Here is a 20,479-nt window from a genome sequence, read left to right on the forward strand (position 1 = left end):
TAAACGAAAGAGGAGGCCGACATGAATTTTTTAAAGGTAGATGCTGTCCACCACACTTATTTTACGAAAACCTCTGCTGTAACGGCCCTCTCCGATATTTCGCTTGAAGTGGAGGAAGGCGAATTTGTTTCCTTCCTCGGCCCAAGCGGATGCGGCAAGACAACTTTGCTTTCCATCATAGCAGGCCTGTTTGAACCCACAGAAGGCACTGTAACACTTGAAGGAAAGCGGGTTGAAACGGCAGAAAATGAAATTGGCTATATGCTGCAGCAGGATTATCTTTTTCCCTGGAAAACGATTGAAGAAAATATCCTGCTGGGGCTGAAAATCGGGAACAGCCTTACTCCAGACAAAAAAGCTTATGCTCTGCAGCTCCTTAAGGAGATGGGATTAAAAGGTGTAGAATCACAGTTTCCGAAGCAGCTTTCAGGCGGAATGCGCCAGCGTGTTGCCCTTGTAAGAACACTTGCAACAGAACCAAAGCTGCTCATGCTTGATGAACCCTTTTCCGCATTAGATTATCAAACCAAGCTGAAGCTTGAGGATTTGGTCTCTAACACGCTTAAATCTTTTGGTAAAACAGCCATACTGGTTACCCATGATATTGGTGAGGCAATCAGCATGAGTGATCGCGTTTTTCTCTTTTCCGCAAGGCCCGGACAGCTTCATAAAACGTTTGTCATTCCGAAAGAATTAAGAGATGAAACTCCTTTTAACGCAAGAAATCATGAAGCATATCCAGCAATTTTTCAAACTATATGGAAGGAGCTGGAGTCCCTTGAGCCCGCAGGAGAACGTTAAATTCCTCCACCAGAAATATATCCAGTCGTTGAACCGTGAAAAAAAATGGGTCCGCTTCTATCAGGCTGTCATCTTTATCGTGTTTTTTTCAGGGTGGGAGCTGGCAAGCCAAAAGCAATGGATAGATCCGCTGATTTTCAGTTCGCCTTCTAAAGTATGGGGGTTATTTTTAACCAAAATCCAGGATGGTACCTTGATGGTGGATTTAGGCTATACTTTGTCAGAAACCGTTTTTGGATTCATTTTGGGTACTTTTTTAGGCACATTGCTTGCAGCCATTCTCTGGTGGTCACCGATGCTATCGAAAATAGCGGATCCCTATTTGGTTGTCCTGAATTCAATGCCAAAGGTTGCCCTTGGCCCGATATTAATCGTCGCATTAGGCCCCAGTTTTACTTCAATTGTAGCCATGGGAGCGATTATTTCCATCATCATCACAACCATTGTCGTCTATACATCTTTCAAAGAAGTAGACCCCAATTATATTAAAGTGCTTCAGACCTTTGGGGCGAATCGATTTCAAATCTTCAGGGAAGCCATTTTGCCTGCTTCATTCCCGACTATCATTTCCACTTTAAAGGTGAATGTCGGGCTATCATGGGTCGGAGTCATTGTCGGCGAATTCCTTGTATCTTCAAAAGGTCTCGGATACATGATTATTTACGGCTTCCAAGTATTCAACTTCACCCTTGTCATGCTGTCATTGCTGGTAATTGCTGTTTTTGCAACAGTGATGTATCAGCTTGTCGAACTTCTCGAGCGAAAACTGATTAAAAATGGATCTTAAAAAAACGGCACAGTGTATTGCCGTTTTTTACTTTTCCTTCATGATTTTTTCGAGGCAGTTTTCAATTACTTTATCCTTCATGATAAAACTGTATTGACTGTTCCATCTGTCTTCCAGCATGTTTCCCTCTGTCAGGATGGGACCGTCAGTTTCAAAATATTGCTCCTTTTTGTTAAGGCTCTCCACCTCTGCGAAAAAAATGGCTTTGACAAAACGTTCGGTTCCAAAGTTTACTTCATATTCACCAATAAAGTGTAAATCCTTTAAGTCCGCTCCTGTTTCTTCATATACCTCTCTTCTGGCTGCCTCATCAAGTGACTCCCCCTGTTCTCTCTTGCCGCCCGGAAATTCCCACCCCCGCTTTTTATGATTCGTCAGCAGCCATTGATCGCCATAGCGGCAAATGACCAGAACATGTCTTGGCTCTGTTCCAAAAGCTCTTTTATTAAAAGAAAATCTCACTTCCCCGCCGTTCGCATCCAAAAAGGTTTCCATACTTTTCCCTCACTCGAAAATAAATTTCTGTTGTTATCATTATATATGTTTATTATTTATTTAAAAACTTCTGGGCCTAAAGTATCAAATTACATATTTTTGAAACTTTTTTCCTTTTTTTACCGTAAAATTAGCTGACTAACCAAAATAGAGGAGTGTATACCTTGAAAAAGTCCCTTGCAATTCTTATTGGCTTCTTAATGATTCTAATGCTGGCTGCATGCAGTGAGACAGCAAAACCTGTAAATGAATCTGATGGTGGCACAGACAAGGAAGAAACCAAAGCAGAAGAAGCTTCAGAATTGACACTGGAGGAAGTTTTAACGAAATCAACCGAGGCTTCAGAAGAGCTTAAAAGCTTCTCCGTAAATATGGATATGAGCCAGGAAATGAGCTCAGGCACTGAAGGGGAAAATATGAATATCGATTCTGTCATTGACATGGATGTTACAACAGATCCAATGGCCTTCTATCAAAAGATGACTATGTCGATGGACGGCACAGAAGAGTCATATGATATCGAAAGCTATTTTACTGAAGAAGGCATGTTCCTTTATGACGCCGCCGGTAAGCAGTGGATGAAGTTCCCTAAAGAAATGTCGGATGATTTGCTTCAAATGTCCAGTCAGCAGACGAATCCTGGTGAAGAACTAAAAAAATTGCAGGAGTTCGTGGACGACTTTACGTTTGAACAGGACGCAGAAAACTACATCCTAAAGCTGAAAGCCGATGGAGAAAAATTCAATGATTTTGTGAAGGAAACAGCAGCAGAAACGCTCCCGCCTGAACTGGCCGCGAACGGAGAAATGCTTGATAACATGAAAATTAACGGCGTTGAATACGAAATCGTGATTGATAAAGAAACTTTTTATCCAAGTGTGCTGAATATGATTATGGAAATGGAAATCACGGCTGAAGGCCAGACCATCTCCATGAAGCAGAACATGAACGGCCAATACTCAAACTATAATAAGGTAGAGGCTATAGCTGTTCCGCAGGAAGTTCTTGATACAGCTGTAGAAATGGAAATGTAGAAAAGCTGAGGCATTCGCCTCAGCTTTTTATGCTACTAAATATTACTTGGCACTTCGAGAGCTTTCCAGCCTGCCCCATTCAGGTGCAGGGGGTGGGCGAGGCGCTTCCGTTTTTCTTATTTATGTTCCTCTTCGGTGAGGATCCCCATGCTTTCAATATGCTTTCTTGCTTCATCATCTCCAAGATCATAAATCATTCCATAAATTTTCTTCATTGTATCATCATAAGCATCATTTTCACGGTCATAATGGTATTGAACATAAGGAACATGGGCCCTGTAAAAATTCTGCCACTCAGTTGAATAGTTCTGGTCAAAATATTCTCTTAAGGCAATGATTTCATCATCTGTTGCCTCTATTTTAAAATTCCATGTTGAGCCAGTGGCACTTTGGGAAATCTCCCCAGAACCAAGCGTTATATAATACGTCTTTTTATTCCCTTCCAATCATGTCAGCCCCTTTTTTGTTCATTCCTGTGACACAGCTTCAACACCGGTTGCTTTATCTTAAATATCATTACTTTTTCATTTCTATAGTTATCGTATCCCACATTTATGATAAAATTATACGAAATTACGATCATTCTTCATAAGCTTACATATACTAAGTTAAATAAATGGGAAACGGCTTCTCAATTTATCCGGGTGAATATTTTCCTGCATCAGGGGTATTAAATTAAGTATACTAAATAAAACAGGCGCATTATTAAGGAGGTGTTATCATGAAACTGATTGATGAGCTATATGAACTTTACAGGAATAAGCTGACAGGTGATGAAGAGGATATCGATATGCTCGCTTTTGCTTTCTTAGAAGAAATGGACAGAGAAGACCTGCTGAATATCATCAAGGATCTCGAAAATCAGGAATTATATGATTTAATGGGGCTTTATCTGATTGAGAGCTTAAAAGGGAAATTTGCCAGTGAGAATTACGGCCAGCGCAGAAGCCCAATCATTCATCACCGTAACATACACTAAACTATACATATCCGGAATTATTAACTATCCATATTATTTAAGGCGGCGATAAGCCGCTTTTTGTTTTATTGTACATACACGCCGGGAGTAAGGTAAGCACAAAGGAAAGGCACCCGGTTTAGATTTGTTCCGAAGGCACTCTCTCTTTTTTTTTGCATACAAAAAGACCAGCTTTCCAGCCAGTCTTTGTTTATTAGCCAAGGTATGCTTTTAGCATCCAAATATGTTTCTTTAAGCTTTGCTTTACAGCAATCAGCATGTCGCCTGTTCCTTCATCTTTGGCTTCTTCTGCTAGCTCAATGGCTTCCTGAAGCTCGTCCACCATTTTTTCGAAGTCATCAACGACAGATTGGACCATCTCTTCTTCATTTTCTTTTCCTGTCGCTTCTTCGAGAGAACTGGTCTCAAGAACTTCCTTCATAGTCGCAACCGGCTTGGCTTCAAGAGCCAGGATTCTCTCAGCCAGTTCATCAACATGTACGTTGGCTTCATTATAAAGTTCTTCAAATTTTGCATGAAGGGTAAAAAAGTTTTTCCCTTTAATATACCAATGGTAATTGTGAAGCTTTACATACAGAACAGTCCAGTTTGCTACTTGCTGGTTAACAGCCTTTACCAATTCTATACTCATATAAATCATCCTCCCAACAATAGATTACCCACATTAACAAAAATCAAACCTGTACCTTGGTGATTGCGAAATCTTTCATGAAAGAGCTGCTTTCATGGTAAAATATTGAGAGAAAAGGGGGAGAAACATGTATACGGTATTAGTCATATCGATTATCATTGTGATCGTGGTACTGCTTTTAAGCGTCATTACCACTTCAAAAGCTTACCAATTCAAACATACGGTAGACCCAGTTGATCCGCTTCCTGACAGCGAGCAGGAACAAAAAGAGGCTAAAGAAGATCAAGAAGATAACCAAAACCGTTCATAAGCATACGCTATTATATATACAGCCTCCGTATAGCCGGAGGTTTTCCTTTTAAATGGACGGAAATAATATACATGTAATGAGAGGACATTGAGATGGATATATACTCCATGATGCTTACAGTATTTCTAGTATTAAATATTATCCTGGCAGCATTTGTTATCTTTCTGGAGCGAAGGGATGCAGGTGCCACATGGGCCTGGCTCATGGTTTTGTTCTTTCTTCCTCTTCTTGGTTTTTTCATGTATCTCTTCTTTGGGCAGAATTTAACCAGAAGAAAGATGTTTCAATGGGAAGACCGCAAAAAGATTGGAATTGATGAACTGCTGAACAATCAAATCAGAGGAATCAAGGAAAAGGATTTCCATTTTCGAAATGACATAATTAAAAACTCCAAGGACCTTATATATATGCATCTTGTCAATAATGATTCGGTATTAACCCAGGACAACGAGGTCAGGATTTTTACAGATGGGAAAGAGAAGTTCAATTCGCTTGTGGATGACATCAAAAATGCAGTCGATCACATCCATCTGCAATATTATATCTTCAAGAGAGATAATCTGGGGAAAAGCTTAATCAATCTTTTGACGGAAAAGGCAAAGGAAGGCGTAAAAGTAAGGCTTCTCTATGATGAACTGGGTTCAAGAAGCCTGCATAAAAGGGCGTTTAAAGAGCTGATTGCGGCAGGAGGGGAAATTGAAGCCTTTTTCCCTTCCCGGCTGCACTTTATCAACTTGAGAATTAATTACCGGAACCATCGCAAGATTGCCATTATTGACGGCCGAATTGGATATGTTGGCGGGTTTAATGTCGGGGATGAATATCTCGGGCTAAATCCAAAGTTTGGGTATTGGCGTGATACTCATTTAAGAATTAGAGGGAGTGCTGTCCATTCCCTGCAGACCCGCTTTATCCTGGACTGGAACCAGGCTTCGCACCGCCATGATATTTACTATGCTCCTAAGTATTTTCCGCTGACCGAGTCTCGAGATAGCGTAGGGATGCAAATTGTTACCAGCGGTCCTGATTCGGAATGGGAACAGATTAAAAATGGGTATATAAAAATGATTTCATCGGCCCGTAAATCTATTTATATCCAAACTCCCTATTTCATTCCGGACGCTAGTCTACTGGATGCATTGAAAATAGCTGCATTATCAGGGGTGGAAGTGAACATTATGGTACCGAACAAGCCTGACCATATGTTTGTTTATTGGGCAACCTACTCCTATATAGGGGAAATGTTAAAAGCTAATGCGAACATCTATATTTATGAGAATGGCTTTATCCATGCAAAAACCTTGATTGTTGACGAGAAAGTTTCGTCGGTTGGAACCGCGAATATAGATGTTAGAAGCTTCAGGCTGAATTTTGAGGTAAATGCCTTTATATATGATGAGGACGTTTCGAAAGAACTGACTGAGAGCTTTCAGGAAGATGTCCAGCTATCAACTAACCTTACTGCAGAAGATTACAGAAATAGAGCCTTAAAAATCAAATTGAAAGAATCCATTTCAAGACTTTTATCTCCGATTTTATAAGTCATGCAGTTATCGGCTTACAAAATTTTATTCTTATCTTATTATAAAAACGGGCTGACCAGTCAGCCCGTTTTCATTATGCAAAAACCTGTTTCAATTCATCCTTCGATTGATCCAGCCAGAATCTCATAAGACGTTTTGCGCCTTCAAGGTCATGAAGCTTTGCCTGTCCGCATTGCTTCTCATTTGCAGCAGGAATCTCGGTTATTTCAACCGCATCTTGCATTGTAGCTTCAAGCAGATCGATTATTTCTTCAACTGACGGCTCTCCGCTAACGACTAAATAATAGCCTGTCTGGCATCCCATCGGGGAAATATCAATAATATCAAAATGATCATAATTCTCTGCATGCGTACGGATATTAAAAGCGAGCAGATGCTCAAGTGTATGAATGACATCCGGCTTCATCGCCTGCTTATTTGGCTGACAGAAACGGATATCAAACTTGTTAACTAAACCGTCACTTCCCACTTTATGGACACCGCAGTGCCTCACGTATGGAGCTTTAACAGCATTGTGATCCAACTCGAAACTTTCTACTGAAGGCATTCAAAACACTCCCCTAAAGTTTTCCTTTTATTATAACGCAATATCCGACTAAATTCATCAAATTAATATGAAAATTATGACGTTTTCACGATTATATGTTATTTTAAAAGAAAATATGATTTAACCAGGAAAGGTAATGCCATGTTAAAAAAAATAATGATTTCGATATTTCGTTTCTATCAAATTGCGATTTCACCGCTAAAGCCTCCAACATGCCGTTTTTATCCGACATGTTCCCATTATGGGCTGGAGTCTGTTAAGCGATTTGGCGCCTTAAAGGGCGGCTGGCTGACTATAAAACGGATCCTTAAATGTCATCCCTTTCATCCAGGCGGTGTTGACCTTGTTCCGGAGGAATGGCCCAAAAAGAAAAAGAATTAACCCTCGTATCCGTCCACTACCAGGTCAAGCTTGCCTGTGCCAGGATGAATAACAAGCCCATGCACAGGCACATCTGCCGGCATCAATGGATGCTTTTTCACCATATGGACGCTATGGGACACACTATCCTCTACATTTTCAAAGCCTCTTAGCCAGTCTTCTGCAGCTATTCCTGAGTATGTCATCGTATCCAATGCATCCTCAGTAATGCCTCTCTCCTTCATGCTGCTGACAACCGCATCTGCTTTCATTCCGCTCATGCCACAGTCATGATGGCCAATAACAAACACTTCTTTTGCCTGCAGCTGGTAAACAGCTACTAAAATGCTTCTCATAATACTTCCAAACGGATGTGTTACTAAAGCTCCCGCATTTTTGATAATTTTCACATCACCATTTCTTACATTGAGCGCTTTTGGCAAAAGCTCCACTAAACGAGTGTCCATGCAAGTCAAGATAACCATTTTCTTATTAGGGAATTTCGTTGTTTCAAACTCTTCATACTTTTTTTCTTCAACAAACTGCTGGTTATGGTTTAAGATTTCTTCTAAAAGTTTCAATTGTTCCACTCCCTGACTTTTATGTATTATTTTGCTTTGAGCAGGCATAAATGCTGCAATACTTGACAAAAAGATGTCAATACTAATGATGACCTTTAACAGGCCTCTATATTTATGATACATAAAGCTGGAGCTTCAAACAAATTTTTATTCTTGCTTTTTGGCTGGAAATTATGTAAGATAACTAAGGGAAATCGTAATGATTACGTATTATTAATCACTTGGACGCTGACTGCTGCAATTAACGGCCCTAATAAACATTATTTAAAAATATAGTCCGTGCTTTAAATCGTAATAACTACGTTTTACTAAAGGAGGAGAAAGAGAAAATGACAAAGAAATTTTTAGTATTTATTTTAGGCCTAATCTTAGTTCTATCAGGCTGCTCAGACGATAAGCCAGAAGAAAACAGCAGCAATAAAACTACGGTTTATACAACGGTATATCCGCTTCAATATTTTACTGAACGAATCGGAGGGGATGCGTTAGAAGTTGAAACCATCTATCCTCCCGGGTCGGATGAACATACTTTTGAACCATCACAAAAAGATATGATGAAGCTGGCTGATTCAGATCTTTTTATTTTTATAGGACTCGGTCTTGAAGGCTTTGTGGAAAAAGCAAAAGAAACATTGAAAAATGAGAAAGTTAAAATGGTGGCCGCAGGAGAAAATATTGAGTTTGTTCACTCAGATGAAAATCATGATCCTGCGCATGAAGCCGAAGAACATGCTGATGAAGCTGAACATGAAGAAGAACATGCTGATGAGCACGGAGCTGAATCTGAAGATGGCCATGAACATGAAGGAGAATCTGAAGAAGGTCATGATCATGAAGGAGAATCTGAAGAAGGTCATGATCATAGCCATGGAGATATCGACCCCCATGTTTGGCTGGATCCTTTATACTCCAAGGAATTGGCTGAATCAATTAAAGATGCTTTAGTTGAGCAGATGCCTCAACAGAAAGAGCAGTTTGAACAGAATTATCTGGAGCTTGCCCAGGAGCTGGATCTTCTCCATAATGACTTTGAGCAGACAGTTCAAAATGCTGAGCATAAGGAATTCATTGTTTCACACGCAGCATATGGATATTGGGAAGAACGATATGGTTTAGATCAAATCAGTGTATCGGGTTTAAATTCTTCCAGCGAGCCTACTCAGAAAGAACTGCAGAAAATCATTGCGGAAGCCAAAGAACATGACTTGAAATATGTCTTTTTTGAACAGAATGTCAGCTCAAGACTGACTGAAATTCTGCAAAAAGAAATCGGTGCAGAACCTTTAATGCTTCATAATTTATCGGTCCTTACAGAAGAAAATATATCAGAAAATCAAACTTATTTTACACTTATGGAAGATAATCTGGATTCATTGAAAAAAGCGCTGAACGAATAAGTTCTCACTAACCTCCCACATTGGGAGGTTTTTTCGTTTCCTTAATATAGCTAATACAGGAAAAGTTTACATAGTTGGCTGGTTTTTGAAGAAACTATTTCCATTGAAGAAATTGAAGGGATGAAAATGCAATGAGTGATTTATTGATTGCAAGGTCTTTATTTGGGACTACAATGGGCTTTCATATTATTTTTGCAACGATTGGAGTTGGCTTGCCACTGATGATGCTGACAGCGGAACTTCTTTACCAGAAAACGAAGGATCATGATTACGTCATTATGGCAAAACGGTGGACCAAGGCATTTGCAGTGCTTCTTGGAGTAGGAATTCCGACAGGAACCATAGCAGGAACGCAGCTTTCCCTTCTCTGGCCTGGTTTTATGGAGGTTATCGGCAAGGTGATGGCTTTGCCATTCCAGATTGAAATTTACGCTTTTTTTATTGAAGCTTTATTTATGTCAATTTATGTGTATGCTGCCGAAAGAATTCCTCCATGGATGCGTATATCAAGCCTTGTGCTGGTTGCTCTTGGCGCTTTCGCCTCTGCTGTTCTGATAACCAATGTTCACGCATTTGAAGGAACACCACAGGGCTTCAGGATTGTCGATGGGGAAATTGTCGATGTGGATCCATGGGCTGCGTTTTTTAACCCAAGCTTTATCGTTACAGCTGGCCATGTGGCACTATCAGCTTATACAACAGGCGCATTTGTTGTAGCGTCAGTTGCTGCTTTCAAAATGCTGAGAACTCCATTCGGAACACGAGTATATAACTTTCATAAGAAAGCACTTATGCTGAGTCTGATTGTCGGCGGAATTTTTTCATTTTTAACAGCTTTAAACGGCCATGAATCGGCTCAATATCTGCATGAGTATCAGCCGGAAAAACTTGCAGCAGCAGAGGGGCTGTTCGAAACACGATCCTATGCGCCCCTTGCAATCGGCGGATTTACAGACCGTGAAACACAGGGGGTTAAGTGGGGAATCGAAATTCCTTGGGCACTAAGCTTTTTGGCGGGCAACAGCTTTGACACCGTTGTAGTGGGTCTGAATGACTTTCCGGAAGAAGAATGGCCTCCACTTTTTGTTCATACTCTCTTTAATGCCATGGTCGGAATTGGTTCATTGCTGATATTTTTATCCTTAATCGCTTTCGTATGGAATAAGTTTCTGAAAAAAAATCATTTTCCGCGGGTCCTCATGTGGGCATTTGTTGCTTCAGGGCCGCTAGCAGTTCTTGGAATAGAATTTGGCTGGGTATTTGCCTGTACCGGACGTCAGCCTTGGACCATCTACCGGGTGCTGTCCACTGCTGATTCTGTTACGACCGCTGAAAATCTGGGGATATTATTTATTCTCTTTGCCCTGGTATATGTAGTGCTTGGGGTGGCAGTTGTGTTTGTTATGCTATATTACTTCAAAAAGAATACCGTAATAGATGATATAAATAGAGCCGAACAGAAAAACGTTCCTCTATACGGATCAAATACATGAAGGAGTGAATCCAATGGCTGAAGAATTACTTGCCATCACAGTGTTATGGGGATTCGTCTTCATATATGCGGTAATGGCAACAATGGATTTCGGCGCAGGCTTCTGGTCCATGATTTACTTCAATCGGCCCAAAATAAAGGCGGCAAATGTGGCGAATCGTTATTTGTCTCCTACCTGGGAAGTGACAAACACCTTTATCGTCGCAATTGTAGTGGCAGTCTATAGCCTTTTTCCAACTGCAGCCTATACACTGGGAACTGTACTTCTAATACCAGGCAGCATCATATTGCTATTACTTGCGATCCGAAGTGCATTCCTCGTGTTTTCCAACATTGCGGAAGAATACAGGAAGCCGCTCACCTATATTTCAGGCCTATCCGGAATCCTTATCCCCGGATTGCTGATTAGCGTTTTGCCCATCACCCATGGAGATTTTGTTGAATTTACTGATGGCAGGCAATCTCTGGACCTTGCGCATCTTTTTACTAGCCCGAATGAATATGCTTTTATTGGTTTTGCCATCAGCAGCACACTGTTTTTGTCTTCCCTTCTACTCGCTGACTACTCAAAAGCCTCGGAAGAGATGGAAGCTTACTCAGTGTACCGCAGGGATGCAATCATGCTTGGACCGGTTTCAATCATAATGGCATTTCTTATTATGTTTACTTTAAAAAGGGAAGCATTTTGGATTTATGAAAAGATAATCGATGATTTGCCTTTGCTTTTGCTGTCTCTTGGATTGTTTCTAATAGGAGGACTGGCACTGTTCCTTCCGTCCGTAAACAAAAAAGGAGTTAGGGGAATTCCCAGATTGGCGGTTATTTCCATAACCCTCCAATACCTTGCTGCCAGCTATGTATATGGAAAAGCTCATCTGCCCTATATTGTATACCCTGAAGTGACTATTGCTTCTGCGTTTACAGATCCGAGCTCATTCCGGGCCATATTTGCCACCTATATCGCAGGATTCCTAATCCTTTTCCCTGGGTTCATATACTTTTGGAGCCTTTTCATGAACGACAAACGATATTTGCGGCAAAAACAAACTAAAGATCCGGCATGATATTCCTGCAAATGCCATGACTGAACAGTAAAGCACTGCAGAAAATAAAGAAGTGACATGCTCCGCAAATTTGTCAATTTTAATGTGGTCACAATTTTCTGATAAGAGGTGTTTGAAAATGGCAAAAGACGTTTTATGTGAAGTTAACAACTGCGCTTTCTGGAAAAATGGGAACCGATGCAGTGCAGACCAAATATACGTAGTCAGCCATACTGGAGAAACCGCAGACAACAGCAAAGAAACAGACTGCAAAACGTTTGAGCCTCATGACCTTTAATGGGTGACAGCACCTTCCGGGTGCTATCGGATTGCTGGTACGCATTTCATTGGATGGTTAGGCGAAATGCTGCAAAAGCGGTGCATTTTATGCATCGCTTTTGTGTTTTTTATAAAAACAAGTTTATTAAGATTCCTACCGGGAATGTATAGAGTAACAACAACTTATAGGAGTGATACATATGTTATCAACCATTATTTTGCTTGGAGCTGCTTTTGCCGCTGCTGCTGGATTAAGCTCCTTTGCCATTAAAGAGGATTCATTTATTAAAGACGAAATTACGCAATAATTTATAAATAAAGGGCGCTGATAATGCGTCTATTTTTTTGCAATATAACGAAAACCGCAAATCTGCCAAAAGCAGAACTGCGGTTTTTTACTTATAAAGCAATGCTATCTTTAGAGGTGGAAACTTCATTCAGCCTTTTTTCATTAATTTCATAACCGATTCCCGGTTTATCAGGAACTTTTATCATCCCGTTTTCCACGGTGACTTCGGGCAGAATGATGTCTTCTTCCCAATACCTGCCCGAGGCTGAGATATCTCCAGGAATGGAAAAGCCCTCCATGGAGGCAAGAGCAATATTATGTGCACGGGAGATTCCAAACTCCAGCATGCCTCCACACCAGACTTGGATCCCTTTATCCAGACAATAATCATGAATCTTCTTTGCTGTTCCCAGACCTCCAACCCGGCCAATCTTAATATTGATGACTTTACAGCTTCCCAGCTCGACAGCTCTCCTGGCATCATTAAAGGTGACAATACTCTCATCCAGGCAAATTGGTGTTTTCAGTTCTTTCTGAAGCTTTGCATGATCAACAATATCATCATATTCCAGCGGCTGTTCAATCATCAGCAGCCCAAAATCATCAAGCCTTTTTAAATGTTCTATATCGTCCAATGAGTAAGCTGAATTTGCATCTGCCATGATTGGCAGATCAGGGTAAAAGCGGCGGATCTCTGAAATAAATTCATAATCGTTCGCCGGGCTGATCTTTACTTTTACCCTTTGATAGCCGCTCTCCAGATAGTATTCAATTTGCCTTCTTACTTCTTCCTTTGTTTTAGCGCCAACAACCACGCCGGATGGAATCAATTCCCGCTGGCCTCCTATATATTTTGATAGAGAAATATCTTCTTTTTTGGCTGCCAAGTCCCATAAAGCCGTTTCAAGTGCCGCTTTCGCCATTTGATTCCTTCTGAAAGCGTCAAAAACGCGGCCCGCTTCTGAAGGATGCTTTATATCCGCATTACGCATTATTGGGATAAGGAATTCTTTTAGCATATGATAGCTCGTTTCAACCGTTTCCTCCGTATACCAGGGTGAAGAAAAAGCGACTCCTTCACCGTAGCCTTTCCGTCCTTCTTGATCGATTACCTCAATAATAATTCCCTCTCTATCCTTCACTGTCCCTAAATGCGTGGAAAAAGGTGTTTTCAAAGGCATCTTGATTTTATATAAAGTAATTGTCTTGATATCCATGCTAATTCCCGCTTTCCTCAAGCAGTTCCCGAAGCTTTCTTCTTAATATCTTTTTTGAAGCGTTCCTAGGGATTTCATTAATGATGATGAGTTTTTTAGGTGCTTTATACTTTGCCAGCTTCTCAAAGCAGTACTTCATCACTTCTTTTTCATCCAGATTCTCGTCTCCAGCGATAAAGGCTACAGGCACCTCACCCCAAACATCGTCCTTCATGCCGATAACCCCTGCATCCGATATTTGGGCGTGTGAAACAAGCACACCCTCGACTTCAGCCGGATAGATATTTTCACCGCCTGAAATGATTAAATCTGACCGCCGATCAAGCACATATAAGAATCCTTCTTTATCCACATATCCAATATCTCCAGTTGAAAGCCAGCCACCCTTTAGTTTTTCTGCTGTTTCCTCTTTTCGGTTTAAATACCCTTTTGTCACATTTGGACCTTTTACAAGAATTTCGCCCGCTTCTCCGGGATCAGCATGCTTCCCATTTGGATCAGCAACTTTCAGCTGGGAAGGGAATAAAGGTTTACCGGCCGAACCCAATTTGCTGAGACTGTATTCCGGAGCCAGTGTCACGATCTGGGACGAAGTTTCTGTCATTCCGTAAGTCTGGTATACAGGAATTCCCTTCTCTCTGCAATCTTCAAGAAGAGATTTTGCTGCGGGTCCTCCCCCTAATAACATACATCTGAAATACTCCGGCAGCTTTTCACCTTTAAGTGCATCTGCTACCCTGGTCAGCATCGTACTTACAACAGACATGATTGTCACTTTTTCGATGGAAATGGCCTCAATGGCTTTCTCTTCATGGAAAGATTCAAAAAGAACCATTTTCATGCCGTAGATAATGCTCCGCATTAAAATGGAATAGCCGCTAATATGAAAAATCGGGACAGCACACAGCCAGCTGTCGTTTTCATTCAACCCTAAATTCAATGCAGACCCCACTGCACTCCACCAATGATTTCCGTAGGTTTGCAGTACACCTTTTGGATTGCCGGTTGTACCGGATGTATACATGATGGTACAAACCTCATCAAGACTTATTTCTTCTACTACTGACGGCTCATCAGGATCTCTCCTGAATAAATCTTCTTTATAGATTGCCGAAATTTCTCCTAAGGAGTTTACAACCTTTTGGCTAACTTCATTAAAAGTATTCTCAGTTAAAAGGAAAGCGGACTTCGAATCATTCATTTGCCAAATCAATTCCTCAGCAGTCAGCCTGTTATTTAATATGACGGCTTTTACATCGAGCAGCTGCAGGGCCAAAAGAATAAAAACAGTGTCCTCATGATTTCGGAGAAGGACACCTGCAAACTGTCCTCTCATGCATCCAGCTGCCTGGAGCTGCCCTGCTATTGTGTATGTACGCTCGTATACTTCAGAAAATGTATAGGTTTTCCCCAAAAAGGAAAGGGCAGGGCGATCGGGGGTTAAAAAAGTTCGCTGTTGAAGAAAATTCGGTACTATTTGCGCTTCCATCATATACTCCTCATTTCATGCGATTTTTCATATAAAAACAGCCTGATGGCAAGCCATCAAGCTGAAAAAATTAATATTCAATCAAGGGAAACGCGGGAATTGGCCGAAGTCTGGCTTGCGCTTTTCTTTAAATGCGTCACGGCCTTCTTTCGCTTCATCTGTTGTATAGTATAGAAGTGTTGCATCTCCGGCGAATTGCTGGATTCCTGCAAGCCCATCAGTATCGGCATTGAAGGCAGCCTTCAAGAAGCGGATAGCCGTCGGGCTCTTCTCCAGTATTTCTTCACACCACTTAATTGTTTCTTCTTCCACTTTCTCAAGCGGCACCACAGTATTGACAAGCCCCATATCCAAAGCTTCCTGAGCGCCGTACTGGCGGCACAGATACCAAATTTCGCGTGCTTTCTTATGGCCGACGATTCTAGCAAGATATCCTGAACCATAACCTGCATCAAAGCTGCCTACTTTAGGGCCTGTTTGTCCGAATACAGCGTTATCTGCTGCAATCGTTAAATCACATACGATATGAAGGACATGTCCTCCCCCAATCGCATAGCCTTTTACCATTGCAATAACCGGCTTAGGAATAACACGGATCAGGCGCTGCAGATCCAGTACATTTAAACGAGGGATCTGGTCGTCACCTACATATCCGCCATGTCCTCTGACAGATTGATCCCCGCCTGAACAAAATGCTTTATCTCCGGCACCCGTCAGGACAATAACACCTACATTTTCATCATCACGTGCGTACGCAAAAGCATCAATTAATTCCATTACCGTTCTTGGAGTAAAGGCATTGTGGACTTGCGGTCTGTTAATCGTAATTTTCGCAATTCCATTGTATGTTTCATAAATAATTTCTTCGTACTGTTTTCCTGCAATCCATTCAACAGCTGACATACATAAATCCTCCTTAACATGTATTAGAAAGCGTTAATTGCCGCTACATCAAATGACATCATTCCTCAATCTTTACTGCCATTTGTATTATTCTCCCCTGTCTGCGACAAAAACCCACTTACTATTGTACCAAATAATTCAGGTTTCTCCACATGAATTGCATGTCCTGCATCTTCAGCGGTCTTCCACTTGACATTTGGCAAAATTTTTGACATTTCTTCCGCAATTCTGCAGAATTTTTGATCCAGGTTTCCGGTAATTAGAAGGACTGGCATTTCGAGATGAGCAAGCTCATCCCACCAGGATGGCTGCACCCCAGTGCCCATGCCGTTCAGGCTGTTTGCCAGGCCATCAATGGAATTGGCCAAACGCTGGCATCTTATTCTGGTTCGAATTTTTTCCGGAAGACTTTTTTGGCTTTGAAATAAAGGGATGTTCTCCCAATAGTCAATAAAATTCTTAATGCCTTCCTGCCGAATCTTTTCAGACAATTTTTTATCCTGAATCCTTCTTTCATGCCTTTCCGCTTCCGTCCTAAGACCTGGAGATGCACTTTCCAAAATCAGCTTGCGGACCTTTTCAGGATAATTGATCGTAAAAGTTAGCGCAAGGCGCCCTCCCATAGAATATCCAAGAACATCAATCTTCCCGATTCCCATCTTTTCTAATAGACTGTTAATCACTGCGGCAGACTCTTCTATTTGATATTGACCAATATCAGGTGGTGATCCAGACTTTCCATGGCCGATGATATCCAAAGCTATTGTCTTCGAATGATCCTTCCAGAAGGGAGCGAACTCTTTCCACCCTTCACTATTTCCTGTGAAGCCATGGAGAAGCAGAAGTGGAAATCCAGTTCCCCATGTATCGACATGATATCGGACTCCATTAATGACATATTTCATCGGCATTCACCCTCCCAGCAATCGACTTATTTCCCGGGAAACAGATTCCCACAATTCTCGATGCTCGGTTAAATTCCTGTCCCGATTTGTCGTAATTTCCATTACCTTTATGCCTGATCTGTCCATGTTCTGTTGGAAGGCGGAAATAAAATGTTCCCAATCTGAGATTAAATCATATTGGCCGCCAAACATCTTAATGGCATGGCTAAAATCCAGATCAAGAGGTGTCCCAAACAATTTTTCAAAATTTCTGGGGTGATTTGCCTGCGGCAGGAATGAGAAGATTCCGCCTCCATTATTATTAATCAGCAATATATTGATATCTATTCCATACTGCTTAGAGGCAATTAAGCCATTTAAGTCATGGAAAAAGGTTAAATCACCAAGCACTAGATACAGCGGCTGTGATGCCATTCCAGCACCAAGAGCAGTTGAAACGGTGCCATCAATGCCATTTGCTCCCCTGTTGGCCATTACTCTAATGCTCTTTTGATTATAATGGAAGAATGTATCCAGATCCCTTATAGGCATACTATTTCCTACAAATAGGGTAGAGCCTTCCGGCAGTAATTCCGCCAGCTGGAAAAATAATTTCCCCTCGCTCAGTTCGTCCACTGCATTAATATCCGCAAGCTTTGATCTGGTAAGATCATTGATTTTTTTCCATAAAGCAATAAATTCATCATTCTCTGAAGTGTTTAAAAATGAGGTGACAGACTCGCAGAATAGAATCTCATCGCAATGAATCATTTCGGTTGAGAGCAGTGCAGGATCCCGCCATCCCCTGCCTCCATCGACAATAATCTGGCGGGCAGTGCTGTTTTCTTTCATGAAAATAGTCAATGGCTTCGATACAGGCATAGCACCGAAGCGTATAATGACATCCGGCTTGAGTGCCTTCTTCGCATCATCGTTTTTCAAAAAGCTATCATAGGCATCAATAATGAAGCTTCCTTCGTGAAGTCCGCTTCTTAGCTGGGATAATGGATCAGCAATGATCGGATAGTTGAGCTTTTCCGCCAGCTTAATCACGGCTGCAGAGAAGTCAGCTTTTTCCAGAGGACCGCAGACAATAATTCCTTTTTGTGCAGAGTTAAATATCTGTGCCATTTCCTTGTACTCTTCATTAGGCAAACCAAACTGGCCACTATGGATATTTACATAACCTTCGGTGCGCTCACTCAGCTCAAATAAATCATTGCGGTCAAGCTGCGGCACTAAAGGCTCACGGAAAGGAAAGTTAAGATGAACCGGCCCTGCTGGTGAGGTCTGGGCAGCAGATGCTGCCCTTGCGCAAACTGTGCGGGCATAACGAAGCATTTCTGCTGTATTCTCAGGAGGAGCCATCTCAACAAACCATTTTACATTTTTTCCATACAAATGAATCTGATCGATCGCCTGAGGAGCGCCAACATCCCTTAGTTCATGAGGCCGGTCCGCAGTAAGCACGATTAGCGGTACTCTGGAATACTGGGCTTCCACAATGGCAGGATAGTAATTGGCTGCAGCCGTTCCAGATGTACACAGCAGAGCTGCTGGTCTTTGGGATGCCTTAGCAATCCCCAACGCAAAAAAGGCAGCCGATCGCTCGTCCACATGGATATGTACACGAAGCTCCGGATGCTCTGCCATTACCATAGCCATTGGGGTAGAACGGGAGCCGGGACTGACCACGACATCCTCTACCCCGCTTTTTACTAATTCAGCCACAAATGCGGCTATATATGAAGTTAAAGCTTCCTGATGATTCACTTTTCATAACCCCCAAGAGCCGTAAGCATTGGCCGGAATTTAATTTTTGTTTCCTGATACTCGCTTTCGGCATTTGAATCCTGCACCACTCCGCAGCCTGCGAATAAGGATGCTTCATTTCCCTGAATAAGACCAGATCTGATTGTAACAGCATATTCGCCATTTCCCCTGAAGTCCATCCATCCTAATGGAGCAGCATAAAAGCCCCGATCCAGTTCTTCTACTTCTCTTATTTTTTCCACTGCTTCTCTCTTAGGCAGGCCTCCAAGAGCAGGAGTCGGATGCAGACGGTCAACTAAAGCAAGAAGGGAAGCATCTCCCTTGGTTTTACCTATTACAGGAGTATAAAGGTGCTGTATATCTCTCATCTTCATCAGCTGCGGCTCATCCGGCAGTTCAACTTCTGAGCAGGATTCCTCCATTGCTTCCTTAATCATATCAACCACATATTGATGTTCGGTTAAATTTTTCTGATCATGCAATAAAGCATCGCCAAGGATATGATCATCTTCTGCTGTTTTCCCTCTTGGGATGGAACCTGCCAGACAGGTTGTAAAAACATTTTCTCCATATTTCTTTATAAGCCGTTCAGGAGAGGCTCCAATAAAGCAGTCACCGTTCGATTCAAAAGCAAAAATAAAGCTTTCCCTTTGCATCTCCATAAGATTCCAGAGAACTCTTTCAATCTCGATCGGCTTATCATAGATGAGCCTGGACTCCCGGGCAAGCACAACCTTTTTTAAAGATCCTGATTTAAGTTCATCCACAACCGCATCTACTGTCTCCATCCATTTTTCCGGATTTATATCTGCTTCTTCCTGAAGAGTGTTTGCATTCTCAGGATGATAATCGCTGATTGAAGCCATTATCATGCCTCGTTCGGCCACTATCTTTTCAAAAAGAGAATCACCGTCATGCTGAGTGCAGACAACATTTGTTGTCAAAAAGGCCTGTCCATTCATTTCACTATACATATAAGTCGGCACATGAAAAAGGGAATCAGAATACTTCGACCAAAGCTTTGTTTTCCTCTTTAGAGGATCGAAAGAAAAACCGCCAAACATCACGGGCCCTGTAGCATTTTTATCATAAGGGTTAAAAATAATGCTGTTATTAATAAAACGCTTCCATTCCTTTTCAACATGATTAAATCTGCCGGTACTTTGATCTGACTGAATTTGCTTGCAAATCCCAAGCCCGATTATATAAGTTTCACCAGAAGGATCCTTCCAGAAAAAGCGTTCACCAAAAAAACGGCTCTTTCCTGCCGCATAAAAAGAAAGGGGGTCTATATGATTTATTTTTTGAACTTCGCTCACTAAAACAGGCTTTGACAAGGATTTGGCCCTCTCAATTGCCTCTTGGATCCCTTCTTTTAGTTCCGTATCTTGTATCGTAACCAAAAAAATCCCTCCAATAACAGCTTAAATTGCCGTTATCCTACTTTAAACTTATTCTAAGATACACCTGTGATTCAGGGAATGTCAATGATGTCAATCACGCCATTCCATTTTGCATCCTTATTATATTATAGCTTACTTTAGGCATCTATAATATGAATTGAACTCAATTCAGCCATTAGCACTGTTAACATCGGAATGTGCTGCTTTACGGTTTCCTTATTTATGGAAAATACCGGTTCTA

Annotated in this window: 22 protein-coding genes; 11 read left to right on the forward strand and 11 right to left on the reverse strand. The window is 41.5% G+C overall.

Going from position 1 to position 20,479, the window contains the following annotated elements; genetic code table 11:
- The first annotated feature begins 21 nt into the window (after positions 1–21).
- Both A361_RS22780 and A361_RS22785 read left to right on the forward strand, forming a co-directional pair.
- Positions 22–801 carry an ABC transporter ATP-binding protein gene (locus A361_RS22780; RefSeq protein WP_009333391.1) on the forward strand — a complete coding sequence of 260 codons (780 nt, stop codon included), beginning with the start codon at positions 22–24 and terminating at the stop codon, positions 799–801.
- Positions 728–1,588, forward strand: coding sequence for an ABC transporter permease (locus A361_RS22785; protein ID WP_372675488.1), 861 nt, complete (start codon positions 728–730; stop codon positions 1,586–1,588). The genes A361_RS22780 and A361_RS22785 overlap by 74 nt, the downstream gene beginning before the upstream one ends.
- A gap of 27 nt (positions 1,589–1,615) precedes the next feature.
- Here A361_RS22785 and ytkD read toward each other — a convergent pair whose 3' ends face one another.
- On the reverse strand, positions 1,616–2,083 hold the full coding sequence (gene ytkD, locus A361_RS22790) for an RNA deprotection pyrophosphohydrolase (RefSeq protein ID WP_019383006.1): 468 nt from the start codon (positions 2,081–2,083) through the stop codon (positions 1,616–1,618).
- Between the two features lie 155 nt (positions 2,084–2,238).
- Here ytkD and A361_RS22795 point away from each other — a divergent pair, with 155 nt between their 5' ends.
- The gene (locus A361_RS22795) at positions 2,239–3,117 is read left to right on the forward strand and encodes a DUF6612 family protein (protein ID WP_051005574.1); all 879 of its coding nucleotides are present in this window, start codon (positions 2,239–2,241) and stop codon (positions 3,115–3,117) included.
- Between the two features lie 116 nt (positions 3,118–3,233).
- Here A361_RS22795 and A361_RS22800 read toward each other — a convergent pair whose 3' ends face one another.
- On the reverse strand, positions 3,234–3,563 hold the full coding sequence (locus tag A361_RS22800; protein ID WP_009333395.1) for a hypothetical protein: 330 nt from the start codon (positions 3,561–3,563) through the stop codon (positions 3,234–3,236).
- A 275-nt stretch (positions 3,564–3,838) separates the two neighbouring features.
- Here A361_RS22800 and A361_RS22805 point away from each other — a divergent pair, with 275 nt between their 5' ends.
- Entirely contained in the window at positions 3,839–4,096 is a 258-nt protein-coding gene (locus A361_RS22805; protein ID WP_009333396.1) for a DUF6154 family protein, read from the forward strand.
- A gap of 193 nt (positions 4,097–4,289) precedes the next feature.
- Here the strand turns inward: A361_RS22805 and A361_RS22810 are convergent, their stop codons facing one another.
- On the reverse strand, positions 4,290–4,727 hold the full coding sequence (locus A361_RS22810) for a Dps family protein (RefSeq protein WP_019383004.1): 438 nt from the start codon (positions 4,725–4,727) through the stop codon (positions 4,290–4,292).
- Between the two features lie 127 nt (positions 4,728–4,854).
- Here A361_RS22810 and ytzI point away from each other — a divergent pair, with 127 nt between their 5' ends.
- A complete protein-coding gene (ytzI, locus tag A361_RS22815; protein ID WP_019383003.1) occupies positions 4,855–5,037 on the forward strand; it encodes a YtzI protein in 183 nt (60 codons plus the stop codon).
- Between the two features lie 92 nt (positions 5,038–5,129).
- On the forward strand, positions 5,130–6,578 hold the full coding sequence (gene cls, locus A361_RS22820) for a cardiolipin synthase (protein ID WP_019383002.1): 1,449 nt from the start codon (positions 5,130–5,132) through the stop codon (positions 6,576–6,578).
- 76 nt (positions 6,579–6,654) lie between these two features.
- Here cls and A361_RS22825 read toward each other — a convergent pair whose 3' ends face one another.
- Entirely contained in the window at positions 6,655–7,128 is a 474-nt protein-coding gene (locus tag A361_RS22825; RefSeq protein WP_009333400.1) for an S-ribosylhomocysteine lyase, read from the reverse strand.
- Positions 7,129–7,269: 141 nt separating this feature from the next.
- On the opposite strand from A361_RS22825, the gene yidD reads away from it, so the two are divergent.
- On the forward strand, positions 7,270–7,509 hold the full coding sequence (yidD, locus tag A361_RS22830; RefSeq protein WP_019383001.1) for a membrane protein insertion efficiency factor YidD: 240 nt from the start codon (positions 7,270–7,272) through the stop codon (positions 7,507–7,509).
- Here yidD and A361_RS22835 read toward each other — a convergent pair.
- Positions 7,506–8,069, reverse strand: a complete 564-nt coding sequence (locus A361_RS22835) for a beta-class carbonic anhydrase (protein WP_026041815.1) — start codon at positions 8,067–8,069, stop codon at positions 7,506–7,508. The two genes, yidD and A361_RS22835, sit on opposite strands and share 4 nt — an antisense overlap.
- Positions 8,070–8,398: 329 nt before the next feature.
- Between A361_RS22835 and A361_RS22840 the strand changes: the two genes are divergently transcribed.
- From A361_RS22840 to A361_RS29175, 4 genes are all read left to right on the forward strand, one after another.
- Positions 8,399–9,466 (forward strand): metal ABC transporter solute-binding protein, Zn/Mn family, encoded by a 1,068-nt coding sequence (locus A361_RS22840; protein WP_019382999.1) that lies wholly within the window; start codon positions 8,399–8,401, stop codon positions 9,464–9,466.
- Positions 9,467–9,597: 131 nt separating this feature from the next.
- Positions 9,598–10,959: a cytochrome ubiquinol oxidase subunit I gene (locus tag A361_RS22845; RefSeq protein ID WP_019382998.1), complete on the forward strand. Its 1,362-nt coding sequence runs from the start codon at positions 9,598–9,600 to the stop codon at positions 10,957–10,959.
- Positions 10,960–10,972: 13 nt separating this feature from the next.
- On the forward strand, positions 10,973–12,022 hold the full coding sequence (locus A361_RS22850) for a cytochrome d ubiquinol oxidase subunit II (RefSeq protein WP_019382997.1): 1,050 nt from the start codon (positions 10,973–10,975) through the stop codon (positions 12,020–12,022).
- A gap of 118 nt (positions 12,023–12,140) precedes the next feature.
- Positions 12,141–12,299: a DUF1540 domain-containing protein gene (locus tag A361_RS29175; RefSeq protein WP_009333406.1), complete on the forward strand. Its 159-nt coding sequence runs from the start codon at positions 12,141–12,143 to the stop codon at positions 12,297–12,299.
- Between the two features lie 380 nt (positions 12,300–12,679).
- Here the strand turns inward: A361_RS29175 and menC are convergent, their stop codons facing one another.
- From menC to A361_RS22880, 6 genes are all read right to left on the reverse strand, one after another.
- A complete protein-coding gene (menC, locus tag A361_RS22855; RefSeq protein ID WP_019382995.1) occupies positions 12,680–13,786 on the reverse strand; it encodes an o-succinylbenzoate synthase in 1,107 nt (368 codons plus the stop codon).
- A 1-nt stretch (position 13,787) separates the two neighbouring features.
- Positions 13,788–15,275 (reverse strand): o-succinylbenzoate--CoA ligase, encoded by a 1,488-nt coding sequence (locus tag A361_RS22860; RefSeq protein WP_009333408.1) that lies wholly within the window; start codon positions 15,273–15,275, stop codon positions 13,788–13,790.
- 81 nt (positions 15,276–15,356) lie between these two features.
- Entirely contained in the window at positions 15,357–16,178 is an 822-nt protein-coding gene (gene menB, locus A361_RS22865; protein WP_009333409.1) for a 1,4-dihydroxy-2-naphthoyl-CoA synthase, read from the reverse strand.
- A gap of 65 nt (positions 16,179–16,243) precedes the next feature.
- Positions 16,244–17,083, reverse strand: a complete 840-nt coding sequence (gene menH / locus A361_RS22870) for a 2-succinyl-6-hydroxy-2,4-cyclohexadiene-1-carboxylate synthase (protein WP_026041814.1) — start codon at positions 17,081–17,083, stop codon at positions 16,244–16,246.
- Between the two features lie 6 nt (positions 17,084–17,089).
- A complete protein-coding gene (gene menD, locus A361_RS22875) occupies positions 17,090–18,835 on the reverse strand; it encodes a 2-succinyl-5-enolpyruvyl-6-hydroxy-3-cyclohexene-1-carboxylic-acid synthase (RefSeq protein ID WP_019382993.1) in 1,746 nt (581 codons plus the stop codon).
- Positions 18,832–20,238: an isochorismate synthase gene (locus tag A361_RS22880; protein ID WP_019382992.1), complete on the reverse strand. Its 1,407-nt coding sequence runs from the start codon at positions 20,236–20,238 to the stop codon at positions 18,832–18,834. Before A361_RS22880 ends, menD begins: the two co-directional genes overlap by 4 nt.
- Positions 20,239–20,479 lie beyond the last annotated feature (241 nt).

This window comes from Cytobacillus oceanisediminis 2691, from assembly GCF_000294775.2.
In the GTDB taxonomy this organism is placed as follows: Bacteria; Bacillota; Bacilli; order Bacillales; family Cytobacillaceae; genus Cytobacillus; species Cytobacillus pseudoceanisediminis.

Coding starts and splice junctions, on each gene's coding strand:
- A361_RS22840 (WP_019382999.1), top strand. CDS start 8,399: ATGACAAAGAAATTTTTAGTATTTATTTTAGGCCTAATCTTAGTTCTA.
- menH (WP_026041814.1), bottom strand. CDS start 17,083: ATGAAATATGTCATTAATGGAGTCCGATATCATGTCGATACATGGGGA.
- yidD (WP_019383001.1), top strand. CDS start 7,270: ATGTTAAAAAAAATAATGATTTCGATATTTCGTTTCTATCAAATTGCG.
- A361_RS22810 (WP_019383004.1), bottom strand. CDS start 4,727: ATGAGTATAGAATTGGTAAAGGCTGTTAACCAGCAAGTAGCAAACTGG.
- A361_RS22850 (WP_019382997.1), top strand. CDS start 10,973: ATGGCTGAAGAATTACTTGCCATCACAGTGTTATGGGGATTCGTCTTC.
- ytkD (WP_019383006.1), bottom strand. CDS start 2,083: ATGGAAACCTTTTTGGATGCGAACGGCGGGGAAGTGAGATTTTCTTTT.
- A361_RS22785 (WP_372675488.1), top strand. CDS start 728: ATGAAGCATATCCAGCAATTTTTCAAACTATATGGAAGGAGCTGGAGT.
- cls (WP_019383002.1), top strand. CDS start 5,130: ATGGATATATACTCCATGATGCTTACAGTATTTCTAGTATTAAATATT.
- A361_RS22780 (WP_009333391.1), top strand. CDS start 22: ATGAATTTTTTAAAGGTAGATGCTGTCCACCACACTTATTTTACGAAA.
- A361_RS22860 (WP_009333408.1), bottom strand. CDS start 15,275: ATGGAAGCGCAAATAGTACCGAATTTTCTTCAACAGCGAACTTTTTTA.
- A361_RS22845 (WP_019382998.1), top strand. CDS start 9,598: ATGAGTGATTTATTGATTGCAAGGTCTTTATTTGGGACTACAATGGGC.
- ytzI (WP_019383003.1), top strand. CDS start 4,855: ATGTATACGGTATTAGTCATATCGATTATCATTGTGATCGTGGTACTG.
- menC (WP_019382995.1), bottom strand. CDS start 13,786: ATGGATATCAAGACAATTACTTTATATAAAATCAAGATGCCTTTGAAA.
- A361_RS29175 (WP_009333406.1), top strand. CDS start 12,141: ATGGCAAAAGACGTTTTATGTGAAGTTAACAACTGCGCTTTCTGGAAA.
- menB (WP_009333409.1), bottom strand. CDS start 16,178: ATGTCAGCTGTTGAATGGATTGCAGGAAAACAGTACGAAGAAATTATT.
- A361_RS22825 (WP_009333400.1), bottom strand. CDS start 7,128: ATGCCTTCAGTAGAAAGTTTCGAGTTGGATCACAATGCTGTTAAAGCT.
- A361_RS22805 (WP_009333396.1), top strand. CDS start 3,839: ATGAAACTGATTGATGAGCTATATGAACTTTACAGGAATAAGCTGACA.